At 70.9% G+C, this 16,849-nt stretch carries 16 protein-coding genes; 5 read left to right on the top strand and 11 right to left on the bottom strand.

The genetic code is table 11. The features are described from left to right. Positions 1-16 precede the first annotated feature (16 nt). Positions 17-697: a hypothetical protein gene (locus ACQEUX_RS01995; RefSeq protein ID WP_433040186.1), complete on the bottom strand. Its 681-nt coding sequence runs from the start codon at positions 695-697 to the stop codon at positions 17-19. 19 nt (positions 698-716) lie between these two features. Between ACQEUX_RS01995 and ACQEUX_RS01990 the strand changes: the two genes are divergently transcribed. Both ACQEUX_RS01990 and ACQEUX_RS01985 read left to right on the top strand, forming a co-directional pair. Next, positions 717-905, top strand: a complete 189-nt coding sequence (locus ACQEUX_RS01990; RefSeq protein WP_433049990.1) for a hypothetical protein — start codon at positions 717-719, stop codon at positions 903-905. 160 nt (positions 906-1,065) lie between these two features. After that, positions 1,066-2,181: an FUSC family protein gene (locus tag ACQEUX_RS01985; RefSeq protein WP_433040183.1), complete on the top strand. Its 1,116-nt coding sequence runs from the start codon at positions 1,066-1,068 to the stop codon at positions 2,179-2,181. A 66-nt stretch (positions 2,182-2,247) separates the two neighbouring features. Here ACQEUX_RS01985 and ACQEUX_RS01980 read toward each other — a convergent pair whose 3' ends face one another. From ACQEUX_RS01980 to ACQEUX_RS01970, 3 genes are read right to left on the bottom strand one after another with little or no spacing between them, the layout of a single operon-like run. Further along, positions 2,248-3,192: a hypothetical protein gene (locus tag ACQEUX_RS01980; RefSeq protein ID WP_433040180.1), complete on the bottom strand. Its 945-nt coding sequence runs from the start codon at positions 3,190-3,192 to the stop codon at positions 2,248-2,250. Continuing rightward, positions 3,189-3,680 carry a hypothetical protein gene (locus ACQEUX_RS01975; protein ID WP_433040177.1) on the bottom strand — a complete coding sequence of 164 codons (492 nt, stop codon included), beginning with the start codon at positions 3,678-3,680 and terminating at the stop codon, positions 3,189-3,191. The genes ACQEUX_RS01980 and ACQEUX_RS01975 overlap by 4 nt, the downstream gene beginning before the upstream one ends. A gap of 3 nt (positions 3,681-3,683) precedes the next feature. Further along, positions 3,684-4,904 (bottom strand): macrolide family glycosyltransferase, encoded by a 1,221-nt coding sequence (locus tag ACQEUX_RS01970; protein ID WP_433040174.1) that lies wholly within the window; start codon positions 4,902-4,904, stop codon positions 3,684-3,686. 526 nt (positions 4,905-5,430) lie between these two features. On the opposite strand from ACQEUX_RS01970, the gene ACQEUX_RS01965 reads away from it, so the two are divergent. From ACQEUX_RS01965 to ACQEUX_RS01955, 3 genes are all read left to right on the top strand, one after another. Then, positions 5,431-6,090, top strand: coding sequence for a C39 family peptidase (locus ACQEUX_RS01965; RefSeq protein WP_433040171.1), 660 nt, complete (start codon positions 5,431-5,433; stop codon positions 6,088-6,090). Positions 6,091-6,411: 321 nt separating this feature from the next. After that, the gene (locus tag ACQEUX_RS01960; protein WP_433040168.1) at positions 6,412-9,264 is read left to right on the top strand and encodes an aconitate hydratase; all 2,853 of its coding nucleotides are present in this window, start codon (positions 6,412-6,414) and stop codon (positions 9,262-9,264) included. 114 nt (positions 9,265-9,378) lie between these two features. Beyond that, positions 9,379-10,470, top strand: coding sequence for a winged helix DNA-binding domain-containing protein (locus tag ACQEUX_RS01955; RefSeq protein WP_433040165.1), 1,092 nt, complete (start codon positions 9,379-9,381; stop codon positions 10,468-10,470). 10 nt (positions 10,471-10,480) lie between these two features. On the opposite strand, the gene ACQEUX_RS01950 is transcribed toward ACQEUX_RS01955, so the two are convergent. The 7 genes from ACQEUX_RS01950 to ACQEUX_RS01920 form a co-directional block, all read right to left on the bottom strand. Further along, positions 10,481-10,972 (bottom strand): GNAT family N-acetyltransferase, encoded by a 492-nt coding sequence (locus ACQEUX_RS01950; RefSeq protein WP_433040162.1) that lies wholly within the window; start codon positions 10,970-10,972, stop codon positions 10,481-10,483. 74 nt (positions 10,973-11,046) lie between these two features. After that, entirely contained in the window at positions 11,047-12,324 is a 1,278-nt protein-coding gene (locus tag ACQEUX_RS01945) for an RNA polymerase sigma factor (RefSeq protein WP_433040159.1), read from the bottom strand. A 4-nt stretch (positions 12,325-12,328) separates the two neighbouring features. Next, positions 12,329-12,664 (bottom strand): YciI family protein, encoded by a 336-nt coding sequence (locus ACQEUX_RS01940; protein WP_433040156.1) that lies wholly within the window; start codon positions 12,662-12,664, stop codon positions 12,329-12,331. A gap of 85 nt (positions 12,665-12,749) precedes the next feature. Then, positions 12,750-13,361, bottom strand: coding sequence for a GTP-binding protein (locus ACQEUX_RS01935; protein WP_433040153.1), 612 nt, complete (start codon positions 13,359-13,361; stop codon positions 12,750-12,752). Continuing rightward, positions 13,342-13,728, bottom strand: coding sequence for a DUF742 domain-containing protein (locus tag ACQEUX_RS01930; RefSeq protein WP_433040150.1), 387 nt, complete (start codon positions 13,726-13,728; stop codon positions 13,342-13,344). Before ACQEUX_RS01930 ends, ACQEUX_RS01935 begins: the two co-directional genes overlap by 20 nt. Positions 13,729-13,733: 5 nt before the next feature. After that, positions 13,734-14,156, bottom strand: coding sequence for a roadblock/LC7 domain-containing protein (locus ACQEUX_RS01925; protein ID WP_433040147.1), 423 nt, complete (start codon positions 14,154-14,156; stop codon positions 13,734-13,736). An 89-nt stretch (positions 14,157-14,245) separates the two neighbouring features. Continuing rightward, positions 14,246-16,801 carry a nitrate- and nitrite sensing domain-containing protein gene (locus ACQEUX_RS01920; protein WP_433040144.1) on the bottom strand — a complete coding sequence of 852 codons (2,556 nt, stop codon included), beginning with the start codon at positions 16,799-16,801 and terminating at the stop codon, positions 14,246-14,248. Positions 16,802-16,849: the final 48 nt, after the last annotated feature.

Genomic DNA, 16,849 nt, shown 5'->3' with positions numbered 1-16,849 from the left:
CCGCCCAGAACGAACCTCAGCGCGGCGGCACCCGCACCTCGATCTCCGAGCCCAGGCGGGCGTCGGCGGCCAGACCGAGGTCGTCCCCGCTCCAGAACCGCCCCGGGTCGTACCAGTTTGGACGCCGTCCCGCCGGCAGCAACCCCATCGCCTCATAGGTCACCGCAACCACCTCGGCGCAGTACGCCGTCTCCAACGCCCGGTCCCGCTCCACCGGGGAGGTGGTCGCGGTGGGCGGAGTCGACCGAGGTGCCGGCCGACCGGGGCGCGGAAGCACCGGCACCCGGCCACGCACCCACCGCCACGCCAACTGGGCCGTCGACGGGAACGGTGTTCCGTCCAACCGCGCGATCGTCCGCAGCACCGCCCGCTCCATCTCCCCGTCGGCCGGCGGATCGAGCTGCCGCAGCCAGGCCCGTTGGCCGTACCGATTGGCCCAGACGCCGACCGCGTCCCGCAGGTCGTGCAGTTGAACGCCGCGCTGGTGGGTGCCCGACCACAGGTCCGGCAACGACCTGCCCAGCTCCGCGTGCCACATCAGCGGCGGCATGTCGTCCAGCACCACCGCCATCCCGACGTGGTTGACCGGGCTGTTGGTGGTGAACTGGATCGCCCGGTCCGGCACGCTGCGACCCCGGAACACCCACACGTCGCCGGTGCGGGTCAACTCGACGGCCTCATCCAGGCTGATGCTCATGAGGGTCTAGCCTAGGCCGATGGGGCAACGAATGCGGTGGTGGAAGGTCCTCGGACTGGCCGGCCTCGCCGGCGTCGCGGCGACCGGCGTGGTCATCGCGCGGGCGGAACGGCGCCGGCGCGCGTACACCCCGGAGGAGATCCGGCAGCGGCTGCTGGAGCGGCACGCCCAGGCCGGCGACGGCGCGAAGCCCGCCGATCGCCCCTGACCGCGCTGACCTACCCGCTACGCCGGCTGACCCCGCGCTCACATCCATCCGCGGTTGAGCAGGCTCCCGGCGGCGACGCATCAGATTGGGGATCTCTCGCACCCGAGGTTCACCGGCGTACGACGATCGTCAGAGAGCCGATCGACGGTGGGGGGCGAGGGTGCGCAGCAGACGTCGGGGTGCCCGACCGGCCAAGACCGCGCTGCGGGAAAGCAGGAACGCCTACGAACGGCTTCGCACGTACCTCATCCTCGCGGTGCAGGCCGGTCTGGCCGCCGGGTTGGCCTGGTTCATCGCGAGCGACGTGCTGCACAATGCGCAGCCACTGTTCGCGCCCGCAGCCGCGGTCGGCACGATCGCGGCGGCCATCGGTAATCGGGCCAGGCGGACCCTGGAGCTTCTCGCCGGAGTGATCCTGGGCGTGCTGGTCGGAAACGGGATCATACGGTTCATCGGGGCAGGCCCCATACAGACCGGCGTGGTCGTGGCACTGGCCATTTCGGCGGCAGCCGTGTTTCGCGGTACCGGCGCCGTCATGGTGCAGGCAGGAAGTACCGCCGTCCTGCTGGGAACGGTGTCTCCGGAAAGGCCGGACCTGGCCGTGCCGCGGACGGCGAATGCGCTGGTCGGCGTAGTGGTGGCCATCGTCGTGGCCTTGCTGATCCTGCCGCTCAATCCGGTGCGGATCGTCCACCGGGCCGCCGGCCCGACAGTCGATGCCATTGCCCGTGAAATGACCGCTACCGCGAACGCGCTGGTTCAACGCGACGTCAAGCAGGCCGAGGAGGCGCTGCAACGACTGCGTGTGGCAGAGGCGGAGAGACGCAACACGGCCGACGTTGTCGCCGCGGCATGCGAGGTCGCGCTTCTGTCGCCGTGGCGGAGACGACGGCTGGGCATCATGCGCCGGTACGCGCACTCGGCCGAGCACCTTGAACTCGCCTACGCCAGCAGCCGCGAGATGTTGCAATGGGCCGTGTCGGCCTTACGTGCCCGAGAGCCTCTGCCGACCGGCCTCTCAACAGCGATCGAGCACTTCGGCCAAGCGTTCCGGCTTGTGCATCGCGACTTCCTCGCCGGCCGAGAGCCCGACGGTGCGCGGAAGCGGGCGCTACAAGCGATCAAAGACGTCGACGAGGCGTCCGCCGAGGGTGTCGAGGCCTCCGGGGCTGTCGTCGTCTCGCAACTGCGCGTCGTCGTCAGTCAACTGCTCCAGGTCTCCGGACTCCCGCAGAAACAGGCGAATCAGCAAGCGGGTCTGAACGCCGACGTCTAACTGACGCATCGGCGGTTGGACCGCTGCCGCGGTCCGCTCACCACGAGAACGTCATGGTCGAGCGTTTCATGGCAGCGGACCGTCGGTTTCCGCGGTCACGCGGAGGCGATCCCGGATGAGCGCGATCACCGTGTCGGTGGTCCGGTCGAGGTGACTGCGGCCATCGGGTAACCGGGCCTCCGGGGAGATGTAGCTGCGCGGACCGATGTGGGTGGCGGGGTCGAGCCCGTGCACCGTGATCTTCCCTTCGCGGTCGGCCCGGTTCCATCCGCTCCAGCGGAACAGCCGCCACCGCTGCGGGAAGATCCAGGTGCCGACTCGCTCGATCCAGTCGCCGGCACTGGTGAGCTGGTCGAGGTGCTGGGCGTGGCTGATGTCGTTGGCACCGTTGTGGAACCCGCCGAGAGTGATCAGCCAGAGCGGGGTACGCAGCTGGGACCACAGTTCGTGCACGGCGCCACTGGCCACCTGGGCGCCACCGCTGTAGCTGAGCAGTACCACGGGGATACCGCTGTCACGCTGGTAACCGGCGCCCCGGAGCTCGGTGGCGATCTGCGAGCCGACGGCGCGGTTGTACAGGGGACGGTACCGGCGATCCGCGGCAACGAAGATCTGCATCACGTTGTGCAGGAACAGCAGCAGCCCGATGTGGCGACGCAGCCATGTCCACACCGGCCGATTGGCGAGTGGAACGGCCAGCGGAGAGTAGGGCTGCACCTGGCCCAGCACCCTGAGCTCCGGCGCGCCGTTGATCAAGGACTTAACCAGCCGGCCGCCGTCACGGGTGTCGTGGAAACGGCGTTTCCCGATGCCGTCCAGATAGACCAGGTAGGCGGCCGGAGGGCGGTCGGGCTCCGCACCTCGGGCGTACGGCATGCCCGTGGGGCGTGCGATGGTGGGCGTCCGCCAGCCAGCGGCATAGACCAGCACCTCGTAGCGGGCAAGCAGAGCTTCGGCGAGCAGCACCAGTCCGAGCCCGCCGAGCAGCAGCAGGAGCGCAAGCTCGATCACGTGAGCGGCTCCGGTGCTCGTGGTCTGTTGAGCCTCACGACCAGGCGGCGGACGGCCTCGACGGAGATGCCGAGACCGATTCCCGCGATCGCCACGCAGCCGGCGGCATCCCACCAGCCGACCCCGGTCGCCGTCGCGAGCGCACCGGCGAGGCCGGCCCCCACCCCCACCATGAGCAACAGGTGCAGCAGCGGCCCGAGCAGCGGGAACGCGAGGACTGCGGCAAGCAGCAGAGGGGCGGCCAGGCCTGGTGTCCAGACCAGCGCGACCTCGTCGGACGGCGAGGTAGGCAGTACCAGATTGGCTAGGGCCCATGCGGACAGCGGCCAGAGCGCGAATACCGCGCCGTCGACGACGGCACCGGCCAGCACCATCCCGACCACCCTGGTGTGCGACACACCGGACAGGCGTGCCACCACGGGCAGGAGACGCCCGGCGGCCTCGGACAGCCCGGCGAACAGCAGCAGGACGGCGACGACAGGGGACATCGGTCAGCCCTGCGGTGGCAGATCGGCCGAGCCCGGCTGAGTGACCGAGCCGGTCTGCTGCACGAAGCGCTCAAGTACGTCGGCGGCACGCGAGTAGCCGCCTGCCTGACGCTGGGCGACCTGCAGGGTGCTCGCGGCGGCCCGGAATCGGGGCTCGTCGAGCAGCCGCTGGGCGAGGGCGCGCACCCCCTCCACCGAGACGTCCTCGGTACGGATCGACAGGCCGGCATCGAGCTCGACGATGCGGGAAGCCACCAACAGCTGGTCAGCGCCCTGCGGGACCACCAGCATCGGGGTGCCGGTGTACAGAGCCTCGTTGACGCTGTTCACCCCGCCGTGGGTGATGAACAGCGCTGCGCGGGCCAGCACCTCCAACTGCGGTACCGAACGGTGGGCGATCACGTTGGCCGGCAGCGGACCGAGCGCGACGGGATCAGTGTGTCCGGTGGAGACGATCACGGTGCCACCCAGCGGGGCGAGCGCGTCGGCGAAGCAGCGCAGCAGCCGGGGAGCGTCGAACACCGTGCCCATGGAGGCGTACATCACCGGGTCCCGTAGCTGATCGACCGGGAACGCCGAGTCTGCCGGGCGGGCGCCGATGCTCGGTCCGACGAACTGGTAGGACTTGTCGAAACTGTCGGCCTCGGGGTGGAACGCCCGCGAGGTGTAGACCAGGTTGAGCGGCTGACGGATGTTCGCCAGGTCGATCAGGGGAACCGCACGCGTGTCGTACCGGCGGCGCAGCTCCCAACGCGACCTCAGGTACCCCCCGGCGGGGCGGGGCAGGGACGCCGCTGCGGCGAGCAGCTCCCAGGAGCCGCGGGTGGGGCTGGGCACCTGCCGGTTGAACGCGAACGTGGTGAACGACGATGCGGCCGGCACGTCGAGTTCCCGGGCGACCACCGGCCCCCACGGGCAGAGGGAGCCGTGCACGATCAGATCGGGCCGGGCGCCGCGCAGGTCGGTCAGGACGGCGGGCAGCACGCGTACGGCGGTGCGCGCAAGCTGCTCCATCAGCGTGACCGGCGTCGGCGGGCCGGAGAGCGGTACGTCGTCCCCGGCGTAGAGGAGCACTCGCGCGCCGGTGGCCGCGATCTTCTCGGCGAAGGCGGGCGTCGTGTGGTAGGTGACAGAGTGACCGCGACGAACGAGTTCGGCCACGACCGGCAGCGTCGGGTTGATGTGCCCGTGCATGGCGATGTTCAGGAATGCCACTGCGCTCATCGGCCGCCCTCGGGGAGGGAAGGAGCCAACGCCCGGCAACATGCAGCGATCATGATCCACCCTTCTCGGTCACAGCCTAAACGTTGCCTGAGGGCAGTACGTCCTGGACCAGCTACTCGCCCCGTCAGCGCGCCAGTGGGGTCGTCCGGCGGCTGGGCCGCCTCGACAACCTCGTCGCGTCGGATGTCCGGTCCGCGCCCGGTCGCGCCGGATGTCGGGTCGGGTTGCCACCCAACCGGGTGTGCTGTCCGGTTGTAGGCGTCGCCTCCCGTGACCGGGGCCACCCTGACGGTGGAATCGGGGGCCGGCCCGGGTCGTTATACCTGGCATGCCGCCGTAGCCCCCGGGCTCTGGCGTGCGGCGCCCCAGCCGGGAACACCCGACCGGCCGCCACGGTTACACCCCCCGGACACCCGAGCAGGCCCCCGAGCCGCCGGGCAGATCCCCCTTTCTGAACTTCCCGCACGGCACACCCCCCCGTTTCTGTGTGCCGCGCGTATCCCCCATCGCAGAGGAGCACGCCATCATGCGTACCGATCTGATCCGTAAGACCGCCCTGACCGCTGCCGGGCTCGCCTTCACCGGCGGCGCCATCGCCGGCCCCGTCACCGCCGCGTACGCCGCGTCGGACGCCAAGCCCGCCACCCAGACCCAAACCGACCGCAAGCCCTCGGGTGAGCGTCAGCTCGGTGTGCGCTACGAGGCCCAGCCGAACTTCTACTACTGCGGCCCCGCCGCCGCCCGCAACGCCCTGTCCGTACAGGGCAAGGACATCAGCGTCGACGCCATGGCCAAGGAAATGGGCACCACCGAAGCCGGCACCAACTCCATCAACGACATCACCCCGGTCCTGAACAAGGAAACCGGTAAGAACGACGCCTACCACAGCGTGGAGATCAGCAACCCGAGCGCCGACGACAAGCAGACCGACACCCTGCGCGGCGACATCGTGCGCACCGTCGACGACGGTCGGGCCGTGGTCGCGAACATCGCCGGCACCACCACCGATGTTGACGGTGGGGTGCACTCCTACGAGGGTGGGCACTACATCAGCGTCGTCGGGTACCGCGACAACGGGAACGTGGTGAAGATCGCCGACTCTGCCGACCCGAACACCGCCTCCTACGAGGTCACCGTCGAACACCTCGCCGACTGGATCGCCACCCGCGGCTACGCCACCAGCTGACCCGCACCACCACACCACCGAAGGGCCGGACCCCACCACGGGGCCCGGCCCTTCGCCGTCGTTCGGGTCAGGCCCGTCCGGCCGCGCGGGCCGGCTCGGCGCCCGGGGTTGGCTCGGCGGCGTCGAGTTCGCGCACACCCCCTATCGCGTCCTAGGGGGCTAGGGGTCAGATGGGGCGCGCGGATGCCTGCGGCGAGTTGCGCAACTAGCAAGACGGACGTACGGTTTTGTTGAGAGCGGAATCGGCGGTAAGTGTCACCTAACCTCGGCGGCACTCCGACCGGTGCGACAGACTGCTCAGGACTACTCACGGTCGCTGGTGTGAAGGAGTACGACGTGGCGAGCCTCGACACCTTCGGTGCGAAGACCCAGCTACGCGTCGGAGACGCGAGCTACGAGATTTTCAGGATCGACAAGGTGGACGGCCACGACCGGCTGCCGTACAGCCTGAAGATCCTGCTGGAAAACCTGCTGCGGACCGAGGACGGCGCGAACATCACCGCCGACCACATCCGCCAGCTCGGCGGGTGGGACTCCACCGCAGCCCCGAGCGTGGAAATCCAGTTCACCCCGGCGCGGGTGCTCATGCAGGACTTCACCGGCGTGCCCTGCGTGGTCGACCTGGCCACGATGCGCGAGGCCGTGCGTGACCTGGGCGGCGACGCCACCAAGGTCAACCCCCTCGCCCCGGCCGAGCTGGTCATCGACCACTCGGTGATCGCCGACCTGTTCGGCCGCGAGGACGCGTTCGCCCGCAACGTCGAGCTGGAGTACGAGCGCAACAGGGAGCGCTACCAGTTCCTGCGCTGGGGCCAGACCGCGTTCAACGAGTTCAAGGTCGTCCCGCCGGGCACCGGCATCGTGCACCAGGTCAACATCGAGTACCTGGCCCGTACCATCATGGAGCGCAACGGCCAGGCGTACCCGGACACCGTGGTCGGCACCGACTCGCACACCACGATGGTCAACGGCCTGGGCGTGCTGGGTTGGGGCGTCGGCGGCATCGAGGCCGAGGCCGCGATGCTCGGCCAGCCGGTCAGCATGCTGATCCCCCGGGTGGTGGGCTTCAAGCTCTCCGGCGAGATGCCGGCCGGCACCACCGCCACCGACCTGGTGCTCACCATCACCGAGATGCTGCGCAAGCACGGTGTGGTCGGCAAGTTCGTCGAGTTCTACGGCCCCGGTGTGAGCGCCGTGCCGCTGGCCAACCGGGCCACCATCGGCAACATGTCCCCGGAGTACGGCTCCACCGTCGCGATCTTCCCGATCGACGCGGAGACGGTCCGCTACCTGGAGCTGACCGGTCGCGACGCCGCGCAGGTCGCGCTCGTCGAGGCGTACGCCAAGGAGCAGGGCCTCTGGCACGACCCGAACCACGAGCCGGAGTACTCCGAGCGCCTGGAGCTGGACCTCGGCACCATCGAGCCGTCGCTCGCCGGCCCGAAGCGCCCGCAGGACCGGGTGCCGCTGGGCGCCGCGAAGACGCTGTTCCGCTCCGCGTTGACCGACTACGTCGCCGACGACTCCGTCGGTGAGCGCGACCTCAAGCCGGGCGTTCCCCGCGAGGAGCTGCCGCGCGGTGCCAACGGCCCGGCCGACGAGGCCAGCGCCGAGTCCTTCCCGGCCAGCGACCCGCCGGCCAACGAGTTCAGCGACCCGGCCGACGAGCCGCGCGACCTGGAGACCGCGGCGGTCGGCGCGGGTGGACGGGCCAGCAACCCGGTCCGGGTCACCGGCGCCGACGGCGTCGAGTACGAGCTGGACCACGGCGCCGTGGTGATCGCCGCGATCACCTCCTGCACGAACACGTCCAACCCGCAGGTGATGATCGGTGCCGCGCTGCTGGCCCGTAACGCGGTGGAGAAGGGCCTGACCCGCAAGCCGTGGGTGAAGACCACCCTGGCGCCCGGCTCGAAGGTCGTCATGGACTACTACGAGCGGGCCGGTCTCACGCCGTACCTGGACAAGCTCGGTTTCAACCTGGTCGGCTACGGCTGCACCACCTGCATCGGCAACTCGGGTCCGCTGCCCGAGGAGGTGTCCGCCGCCGTCAACGAGCACGACCTGTCGGTGGTCTCGGTCCTCTCCGGCAACCGGAACTTCGAGGGCCGGATCAACCCGGACGTCAAGATGAACTACCTGGCGTCCCCGCCGCTGGTGGTCGCGTACGCGCTCGCCGGCACGATGGACATCGACCTGGCCAACGAGCCGATCGGTGAGGACAGCGAGGGCAACCCGGTCTACCTGCGGGAGATCTGGCCGAACAGCGCCGAGATCCAGGACGTCATCGCCCAGGCGATCGGCGCGACCGGGTTCAGCGCCGCGTACGCCGATGTCTTCGCCGGCGACGAGCGGTGGCAGTCGCTGCCCACCCCGACCGGCGATACCTTCGCCTGGGCCGACGACTCCACCTACGTGCGCAAGCCCCCGTACTTCGAGGGCATGCAGCCGGAGCCGAGCCCGGTCGTCGACATCGCCGGCGCCCGGGTGCTGGCCAAGCTGGGTGACTCGGTGACCACCGACCACATCTCGCCGGCCGGTGCGATCAAGGCCGACTCCCCGGCCGGTACGTACCTCGCCGAGCACGGTGTGCCGCGCCACGAGTTCAACTCGTACGGCTCCCGCCGCGGCAACCACGAGGTGATGATCCGGGGCACCTTCGCCAACATCCGGCTACGCAACCAGCTGGTGCCCGGGGTGGAGGGCGGCTTCACCGTCAACCACCTCACCGGCGAGCAGTCCTCGATCTACGACGCCTCCGTGGCCTACCAGGAGGCCGGCATCCCGCTGGTCGTGCTGGCGGGCAAGGAGTACGGCTCGGGCTCGTCGCGGGACTGGGCGGCCAAGGGCACGATGCTGCTGGGCGTCCGGGCGGTCATCGCCGAGTCGTACGAGCGGATCCACCGCTCCAACCTCATCGGCATGGGCGTGCTGCCGCTGCAGTTCCCGGTGGACACCACCGCCGAGTCGCTCGGTCTCACCGGCACGGAGGCGTTCACCATCACCGGGGTGACCGCGCTCAACGACGGCGAGACCCCGCGCACCGTACGGGTCAGCACCGACACCGGCGTGGAGTTCGACGCCGTGGTGCGGATCGACACTCCCGGTGAGGCGGACTACTACCGGCACGGCGGCATCCTGCAGTACGTGCTGCGCCGCATGATCGCCAACTGACGTACGGCGTCCACCAGGGCCCCTTCCCGCCACGGCGGGAAGGGGCCCTGCGGCGTTCCGGGAGTGGTTCCGCGCGTCCGACGGGCCAAGCCGCTGGCGGCATATGGTGGCGGGATGATCAATCGGCGTCAGGTCATGGCCTTCCGCGTCCAGGCGCAGCAGCTCGCCCGGGCGCGCGGCTCGCTGTCCGACACGGCCGTGCTCGACATCGGCGTGCAGGACACCGGCCCGGACGGCGGCGGCTGGGCGCTGGCCGTGCGTGGGGTCGACGCGGCAGTGACCTCCGAGGACGACCTGGTCCTACTGTGGACCGTGCGCGGCGCACCCCACCTCTACCGGCGGGCCGACGTGGCGGCGGTGGCGGCGGCTGTCGCACCGTGGTCCGACGCCGACGCGGGTAAGCGCATCTACGACGCCGCCAAGCCGTTGAAGGCCGCCGGCATCGGCAACCTGGCGGCACTCGACACGGTGGCCGCCCAGCTGCGGGCCATCGTCACCGAGCCGATGGTCAAGGGCGACGTCTCGGGCCGCCTGAACTCGGTGCTGCCCGAGCCGTACCTGCGGTTCTGCCGTCCGTGCAACGCCACGCACATCTTCGAGATGCCGTTCCGGCTGGCCGCCGTGCGTGCCGGGTTGGAGTTGCGGCGCGGCACGTCGCCGCCGGTGCTGCGGCGCATCCCCGGGTTCGGCGCGCCGGACGGCGCGGGCGACCGGTTCGACCTCGTGCGCGCGTACCTGCGGCTGCTGGGTCCGGCCACCCCCGGCCACGTGGCCGCCTACCTCGACGCACCGGTCCGGGAGGTCAGGGCACACTGGCCGGCGGACACGGTCGAGGTGACGGTCGACGGGGAGAGGCGCTGGATCCTGGCCGCCGACGAGCAGGCGTTGGGATCGTCCGGGGCGGCGGCGACCCGCCTGCTCGGCCCGTTCGACCTCTTCCTCCAGGCCAGGGACCGGGCGATGCTGGTGCCCGACGCCGCCCGCGCCAAGGAACTGTGGCCGGTGCTGGGTCGCCCCGGTGCCGTCCTGGTCGACGGTGAGCTGGTCGGCACCTGGCGGCCCCGCACGTCAGGCGCCCGGATGACGGTCACCGTCCAGCCCTGGCAGGAGCTTCCCGAGAGCAGGCGCAGGGGCGTCGTCGAGCAGGTCGAGCGCCTCGCCGCGTACCGCGCCGCCACGCTCGTCGGCGTCGATTTCCTGGATTGACGACGGTTTCCTACTGGGCGTCCGTGCGGAGGTTCTTGCGCATCTGCTGGGTCGTCACCCGATAACCGGAGCTCTGGTACAAACCGAGGGCCGTCGTGTTGCTCCCGAACACGTTGAGTTCGAGGGCGTGGGCACCCTCCTCGCGAGCCGTCCGCTCGGCGGCCGTGAGCAGCGCCCGCCCCAGGCCCCGGCCGCGGTGCTCGGCGACCACCTCGATGTCGTAGAGGTAGGCGCAGTGCGAGACGCCGCGCGGATGCGTCAGCGAGATCCACAGGCGACCGATCGTCGTCCCGTCGGGCAGCACGCCCAGCAGGAAGAACATGCCGGGTGTGGCCATACCCTGGGGCAGCAGGACCCGGTTGGCCTCCGCGGAACGGTGGAGAGCCTCGTCGGCCGTCCAGGTGCCCGCCGTGACCTGATCCTGGGCGTAGGCGTCGACGACGTCGGTCTGCCACCGATCGAACTCGGCCCGGGACATCGGCCGCACATCCACGTCGATCATGCGCGGGATCCTCTCACGAATCGCACCGCCGAGCGGACCTGCCGATCCCGCTCCGAGCGTGCGGCACCGGACGGCTATGGCATGAGGTCGGCGGCGCGGTCGAGCAACACGCGGCGCTCGGCGGCGGAGGCCACCTCGGTCGCGGCCCGCCGGAACAGGGCGGCGGCGCGCACCCGGTCGCCCTGCCGGGCCACCAGATCCGCCTCGACGGCGAGAGCCAGGGGGTACGCGTCCAGCGCGCCGCCCGCACGTGCCGCGTCGAGCAGCGCCAACCCGGCCGCCGGCCCGTACGCGTAGCCGTGCGCGACCGCGCGGTTGAGCGCGATCACCGGCGAGGGCCGGATGTCGGCCAGCGCGTCGTAGGCTCCGGCGATCGTCAGCCAGTCGGTGGCGTCGGCAGAGGCGGCGGTGGCGTGGCAGGCGGCGACGCGGGCCTGCCACGCGTACGGCCCGTCGTGGCGTACCCGATCGAGGACGGCCAGGCCCTCGACGATGGCGGCGCGGTCCCACCGGCCGCGGTCCTGCCGCTGGAGGGTCAGCAGGTTGCCGGCGGCGTCGCGGCGGGCGTCGGCTCGGGAGTGCTGCAACAGAAACAGCGCGAGCAGCGCGGCAACCTCGGACTGCTCGGGCATCAGCCGGTCGAGCAGCCGAGCCAGCCGGATCGCCTCGTCGGCGAAGGCCGGCTCGCCGTCGGCGACGTAGCCCCGGGTGAACAGCAGGTACAACACGGCCAGGACGCCGGGCAGCCGCTCGGTCAGCGCCGGCCCGGTGGGCACCCGGTACGGGATGCCGGCCTCGGCGATGCGGGTGCGGGCGCGGGTCAACCGTCGGGTCATCGTCGACTCGCTGACCAGCAGGAGCCGGGCGATGGCCGCGGTCGGCAACCCGCAGACGGTTCGTAGCGTCAACGCCACCCGGGCCTCGATCGCGAGCGCAGGATGGCAGCAGGTGAAGATGAGTCGCAGTCGGTCGTCCACCACGTCCTGCCCCACCTCCGGCTCGGGCTGCGCGTCGACCGGCGTGAGCAGCGCCAGGTCGTGGAGTTTTCGGCGCTCCACGGTGGCCCGGCGCAGCACGTCGATCGCCCGGTGGCGGGCCACCGTCATGAGCCAGCCGCCCGGGTTGGCCGGCACGCCGTCGGCAGGCCAGCGTTCCAGGGCGACGGCCAACGCCTCCTGGGCGCAGTCCTCGGCCAACGCCCAGTCCCCGGTCACCCGGATCAGGGTCGCGACAATCCGGGGGTACGCCTCGACGCTGGCGGCCGCGACGGCGTCCGCCGCCACGGCCGTTTGCGCGCCGGGCACCCGGCCGGCGCCCGCGTGCGCGCCGGCCGGTGTGTCGGTGCGGGCCATCCGGTCAGCCGGGCAGGCCGGCGAACGGGCGCAGTTCCAGTCGGCCTTCGCGGGCCATCGGGTGGGCGCGCGCCACCTCGATCGCCTCGTCCAGGTCGGCGCACTCAAGCAGGTCGAAACCCACGATCACCTCCGTGGTCTCCGCGAACGGCCCCTCGGAGACGAGCAGCTCACCGGCACGGACGCGGACCGTGGTGGCGGCACTGGTCGGTGCCAGCGCGTCGCCGGTGAGGCGGCGACCACTGGCGTCGTTCTCCTCCACCCACTTGTGGATGTCGGGCAGATCGGTCGGGTCGGTGTCCGGCTCGATGTCGCTGCACACGAACATCATGTACTTCATCTGGTCGCTCCCTGGTTTCTCGGGGTATCGCCAGCATGACGTTCGGCCGGGAGCGTTCCGGACACCCTCCCCCGAGAAAATTCGATCAGTTTCCTCCGGCGGCGCGGCGGCGGGCCTCGCGGGTCTTCATGGCGTGCTCCATCAGCGTGACGAGCACCTCCTTGCTGGACTCACGCTGGCGGGCGTCGCAGAGCAGCACCGGCACCCCCGGGTCCAGGTTCAGCGCGGCCTGCACCTCGTCGAGCCGGTACGCCCGGGCACCCTCGAAGCAGTTCACCGCGACCACGAACGGGGTGCCCCGGCCCTCGAAGTAGTCGATCGACGGGAAGCAGTCGGCGAGCCTGCGGGTGTCGGCCAGCACCACCGCGCCGATCGCGCCCAACGCCAGCTCGTCCCAGACGAACCAGAACCGGTCCTGGCCGGGCGTACCGAACAGGTACAGCACCAGGTCCTCGCTGATGGTGATCCGACCGAAGTCCATGGCCACGGTGGTGGTGGTCTTACCCTCCACCCCGGACAGGTCGTCGATGCCGACCCCCGATTCCGTCAGCACCTCCTCGGTGCGCAACGGTCGGGTCTCGCTGACCGCACCGACCATGGTCGTCTTTCCCACGCCGAAACCCCCGGCGACCAGGATCTTGATCGCGGTGGGCAGTGGGGTCGCTCCCGCCGGCCGGTCAGAGTGCCCGTAGTCCATTGATTACCGCCTCGAAGATGCTGTTGTCGGGAAGACCGGCCGTGGTCTGCGGCTCACGGACCTGTACCAGGCTGCGGGCCGCCAAATCACCGAGGAGCACCCGGATGGTGCCCACCGGCAGGTCGAGATGGGCGGCGATCTCGGCGACGGACTGTATGCGCTGGCACAGCCCGACGATCGCCAAATGCTCCGGACCGAGACCGACCTCCGGCGTGACCTCGGCTCGGGTCGCGGTGACCAGGGAGATCAGATCGAACGTGCCGGTGACCGGGCGGGCCCGACCGCGCGTCACCGCGTACGGGCGCACCACCGGACCGGCATGGTCATCCACCCACTGCTGGTCTGCGGACTCCCCCTGGACCGTCATCGCCGTTACCTCTCGCCGGCCGGCTGTTCGGTGCCGCGCGACGGGGATGCGACGTACTTGCCGACGCGGGTGACCAGCATCGCCATCTCGTAGGCGATCAGGCCGACGTCGGCGTCCTCCGTGGCCAGGACCGCCAGGCAGGCGTTGCGGCCGGCTGCCGTGACGAACAGGAACGACGACTGCATCTCGATGATGGTCTGCTGCACCTGCCCGCCACCGAAGCGCTTACCGGCGCCTCGGGCCAGGCTCTGGATACCGGCAGCCATCGCCGCGAGGTGCTCGCCGTCGTCCCGGCTCAACCCCTGGGAGGAGGCCATCAACAGGCCGTCGGTGGAGAGCGCGACCGCGTGCTCGGCCTGCTTCACCCGGCCCACCAGGTCATCCAGCAACCACGTCAGGTCGGCACTCGAAGCCGTCTTCTGGGTCACTTCGTCGTCCTCTTCTCGCCCGGCTGTGCGCCGTATTCGTCTGGGGCTTGACCGTCACACGCGCGGGAACCCGCGTCATCAGTGCTCGGTCAGGTCGCTTGTGGGTCTTCGTCGGTCGGCTCGAGAGGCGCCGCCGGGGCGCCGGAACCGCCGCCGAGCAGCCGGGCCGCGTCGGTCCGACCGCGCCGCGTGCCGGTCTGGTAGGAGCTCATCATCCGGCGCACCTGATCCGGTGGGCGCACCACATCCTCGTCGTCGGCCTCGGACACCGCTGGGTCGTCCCGCAGCTCGGGGACGATGTTCGCCTGTCGGATCCGGACGGGCAGGCCCGAGTCGGTCCGGTCCGCCTCGGCTCGGGCTGGCATCGGACCGCCATCGCCGCCCGCGACCGGCACGTTGGCGTGGTCCGCCGGTCGGACGCGGTCGACCGCGGGTAGGCCGGTGGGCACCGTGGGGGCTTCCAGGGCCGGCTGGCCCGGCCCACGGCGGGCCCGGGTGGGCAACTCCGGCGTCAGGGTTGTCCGCTGTCGGGTGGGCAGGAGGGTCTCGGCCCCGGCCTCGTCGGCCGGCGTCGTCGGGGTCGCGGTGTCGGCCTGGATCGGCGCCGCCGGGTTGGCCGGTTCCGGTACGTCCGGCGTGGTGCTCGCCGGTGCGGCCAGCGCGACCGGTGCGAGGAAGGCCGGGCGGCCGGTGTCGGCGGAGGGCGCCGACGGCACCGGGATGGTCGAACCGGCCCGGAACGCGCCGGAGTCCTCCGGGTCAGCACCGTCGTCGGTGACCAGTTCCAGCGGGATCAGCACGACCGCGGTGGTACCGCCGTACGCGGACTCCTTCAGTCGTACCCGCACGCCGTGCCGCTCGGTCAGCCGGCTCACCACGTAGAGCCCGAGCCGGGCGGCGTTGGCGAGGTTCAGCTCGGACTGGTCGACGATCCGGTGGTTCGCCGCCGCCAGGTCCTCCTCGCTCATACCGAGGCCACGGTCCTCGATCTCGATGGCGAACCCGTTGGCCACCAACTGGCCACGGACCTCGACCGTCGTGTGCGGCGGGGAGAACGACAGGCCGTTCTCGATCAGCTCGGCGAGCAGGTGGATGATGTCGCCGACCGCGCGGCCGGCGAGCGAGACCGGCCCGAGCGGCAGCACGTTGACCCGGGTGTAGTCCTCCACCTCGGCCACGGCGCCGCGCACCACGTCGACCATGGCGACGTTGCGCCGCCAGGCCCGACCGGGAGTGGAGCCGGAGAGCACGATCAGGTTTTCCGCGTTGCGCCGCATCCGGGTGGCCAGGTGGTCGACCCGGAACAGGTCCTCCAGCTCCTCCGCGTCGTGTTCGCGGCGCTCCATGGCGTCCAGCAGGGTGAGCTGGCGGTGGACGAGCGCCTGCGTGCGTCGGGCCAGGCTGAGGAAGACCTCGCGGACGTTGCGGCGCAGGTCGGCCTGCTCGACGGCCGTCCGCAGGGCGGTTTCCTGCACGGCGTTGAACGCCTTACCGACCTGGCCGATCTCGTCGGTGCCGAATTCCAGCGGGGGCGCCTCGGTGGCCACGTCGACCTCCTCGCCGCGCCCGAGCCGCTCCACCACCCGGGGCAGCCGCTCGTCAGCGAGCTGCCAGGCGGCCTGGCGCAGCCGGTCCAGCTGGCGCAGCAGCGTCCGGGCCGTGGTGATCGAGACGACGACCGAGGCGATGACGGCGAGCAGGCCCAGACCGGTGGCGAGCACCAGCCGGACGACGACCAGAACGGCCACGCCGGTGGCCCGGTCCACGATGCCCTCACCGCCGGCGGTCACCGCGTCGTTCACCTCGGCCAGCGCCGGCTCGACCGTGCCGCGCCACTGCTCGGCGCCGATCGGCAACTGGGTCGACGGTCGGCCCTCGCGGATGATGCTGTCCTGCACGGCGCGCAGTCGGGTGAACGCCTCGCCCTCGACGAGCTCCTGGTAGCGGCGCTGGTCGGCGTCGGCGAGGCGGGCCCGGACCTCCTCGCCGAGGAACCGCTCGGCGGCGACCAGGCTGACGTAGCGGGCGTATTCCGGCCCACTCATCCGGCCGTTGCCGAAGAGGCCGCTGAGCAGCGCGTCCTCCTGGGAGATCAGCTCCTTCATCCGGTTGAGCTGGATCAGGGCCGCGGCCTCGCCGGCGATCTGCTTGTCGTCCAGGCTGCCCGTCACGTCGTAGATCTGGAAGATCGACTCGATCGCGTCGGTGTACGCCTCGGCGGCGGCGACTCGGTCGATCTTGCGGTCCAGCACCTCCGCGCGGGTCTGCTCAAGCGCGTCGATCTCAGCGATCGTCGCGTCGAGCTGGGCGTCGAGTGCCGTGCTGCCGGCCACGTCGACCTGCCAGTTGCGCACCGAGTCGCCGAAGTCCCCCGCCAGCTGCGCGGCCTTGCGCTGCTCGGCCTCAAGTGCCGTCCGCTGCGCGGCGTTGGGGTTGCTCAGGTACGCCTGGGTCAACCGCCGCTCCAACTGGAGCTCCTGGAGCAGCGGCTCGCTCGGCGTGTAGACCTTGCTGTTGATCAGCTGGACACCGAGCAGGTTGAAGCCGTCGCGCAGGGTCACCCATGCCGCGAACATCCAGAGCGCGACCAGGGAGAGCAGCAGGGCGACAACCTTGGTGCGGATACTCGTACCGCGAGAACGCATTGAACCGTCCCAGGCCGGGCGTTGACTCAGCTCATCAACGGGTGATCA

The sequence above is a fragment of the Micromonospora sp. CA-259024 genome (genome assembly GCF_050936255.1).
Lineage (GTDB): Bacteria > Actinomycetota > Actinomycetes > Mycobacteriales > Micromonosporaceae > Micromonospora.
The sequence above is the reverse complement of the archived record's forward strand: the minus strand, read 5'-3'. Positions and strand labels throughout refer to the sequence as shown.

Coding starts and splice junctions, on each gene's coding strand:
- ACQEUX_RS01990 (WP_433049990.1), top strand. CDS start 717: ATGGGGCAACGAATGCGGTGGTGGAAGGTCCTCGGACTGGCCGGCCTC.
- ACQEUX_RS01965 (WP_433040171.1), top strand. CDS start 5,431: ATGCGTACCGATCTGATCCGTAAGACCGCCCTGACCGCTGCCGGGCTC.
- ACQEUX_RS01920 (WP_433040144.1), bottom strand. CDS start 16,801: ATGCGTTCTCGCGGTACGAGTATCCGCACCAAGGTTGTCGCCCTGCTG.
- ACQEUX_RS01930 (WP_433040150.1), bottom strand. CDS start 13,728: ATGACGGTCCAGGGGGAGTCCGCAGACCAGCAGTGGGTGGATGACCAT.
- ACQEUX_RS01950 (WP_433040162.1), bottom strand. CDS start 10,972: ATGATCGACGTGGATGTGCGGCCGATGTCCCGGGCCGAGTTCGATCGG.
- ACQEUX_RS01935 (WP_433040153.1), bottom strand. CDS start 13,361: ATGGACTACGGGCACTCTGACCGGCCGGCGGGAGCGACCCCACTGCCC.
- ACQEUX_RS01995 (WP_433040186.1), bottom strand. CDS start 697: ATGAGCATCAGCCTGGATGAGGCCGTCGAGTTGACCCGCACCGGCGAC.
- ACQEUX_RS01940 (WP_433040156.1), bottom strand. CDS start 12,664: ATGAAGTACATGATGTTCGTGTGCAGCGACATCGAGCCGGACACCGAC.
- ACQEUX_RS01970 (WP_433040174.1), bottom strand. CDS start 4,904: ATGAGCGCAGTGGCATTCCTGAACATCGCCATGCACGGGCACATCAAC.
- ACQEUX_RS01945 (WP_433040159.1), bottom strand. CDS start 12,324: ATGGCCCGCACCGACACACCGGCCGGCGCGCACGCGGGCGCCGGCCGG.
- ACQEUX_RS01975 (WP_433040177.1), bottom strand. CDS start 3,680: ATGTCCCCTGTCGTCGCCGTCCTGCTGCTGTTCGCCGGGCTGTCCGAG.
- ACQEUX_RS01955 (WP_433040165.1), top strand. CDS start 9,379: ATGATCAATCGGCGTCAGGTCATGGCCTTCCGCGTCCAGGCGCAGCAG.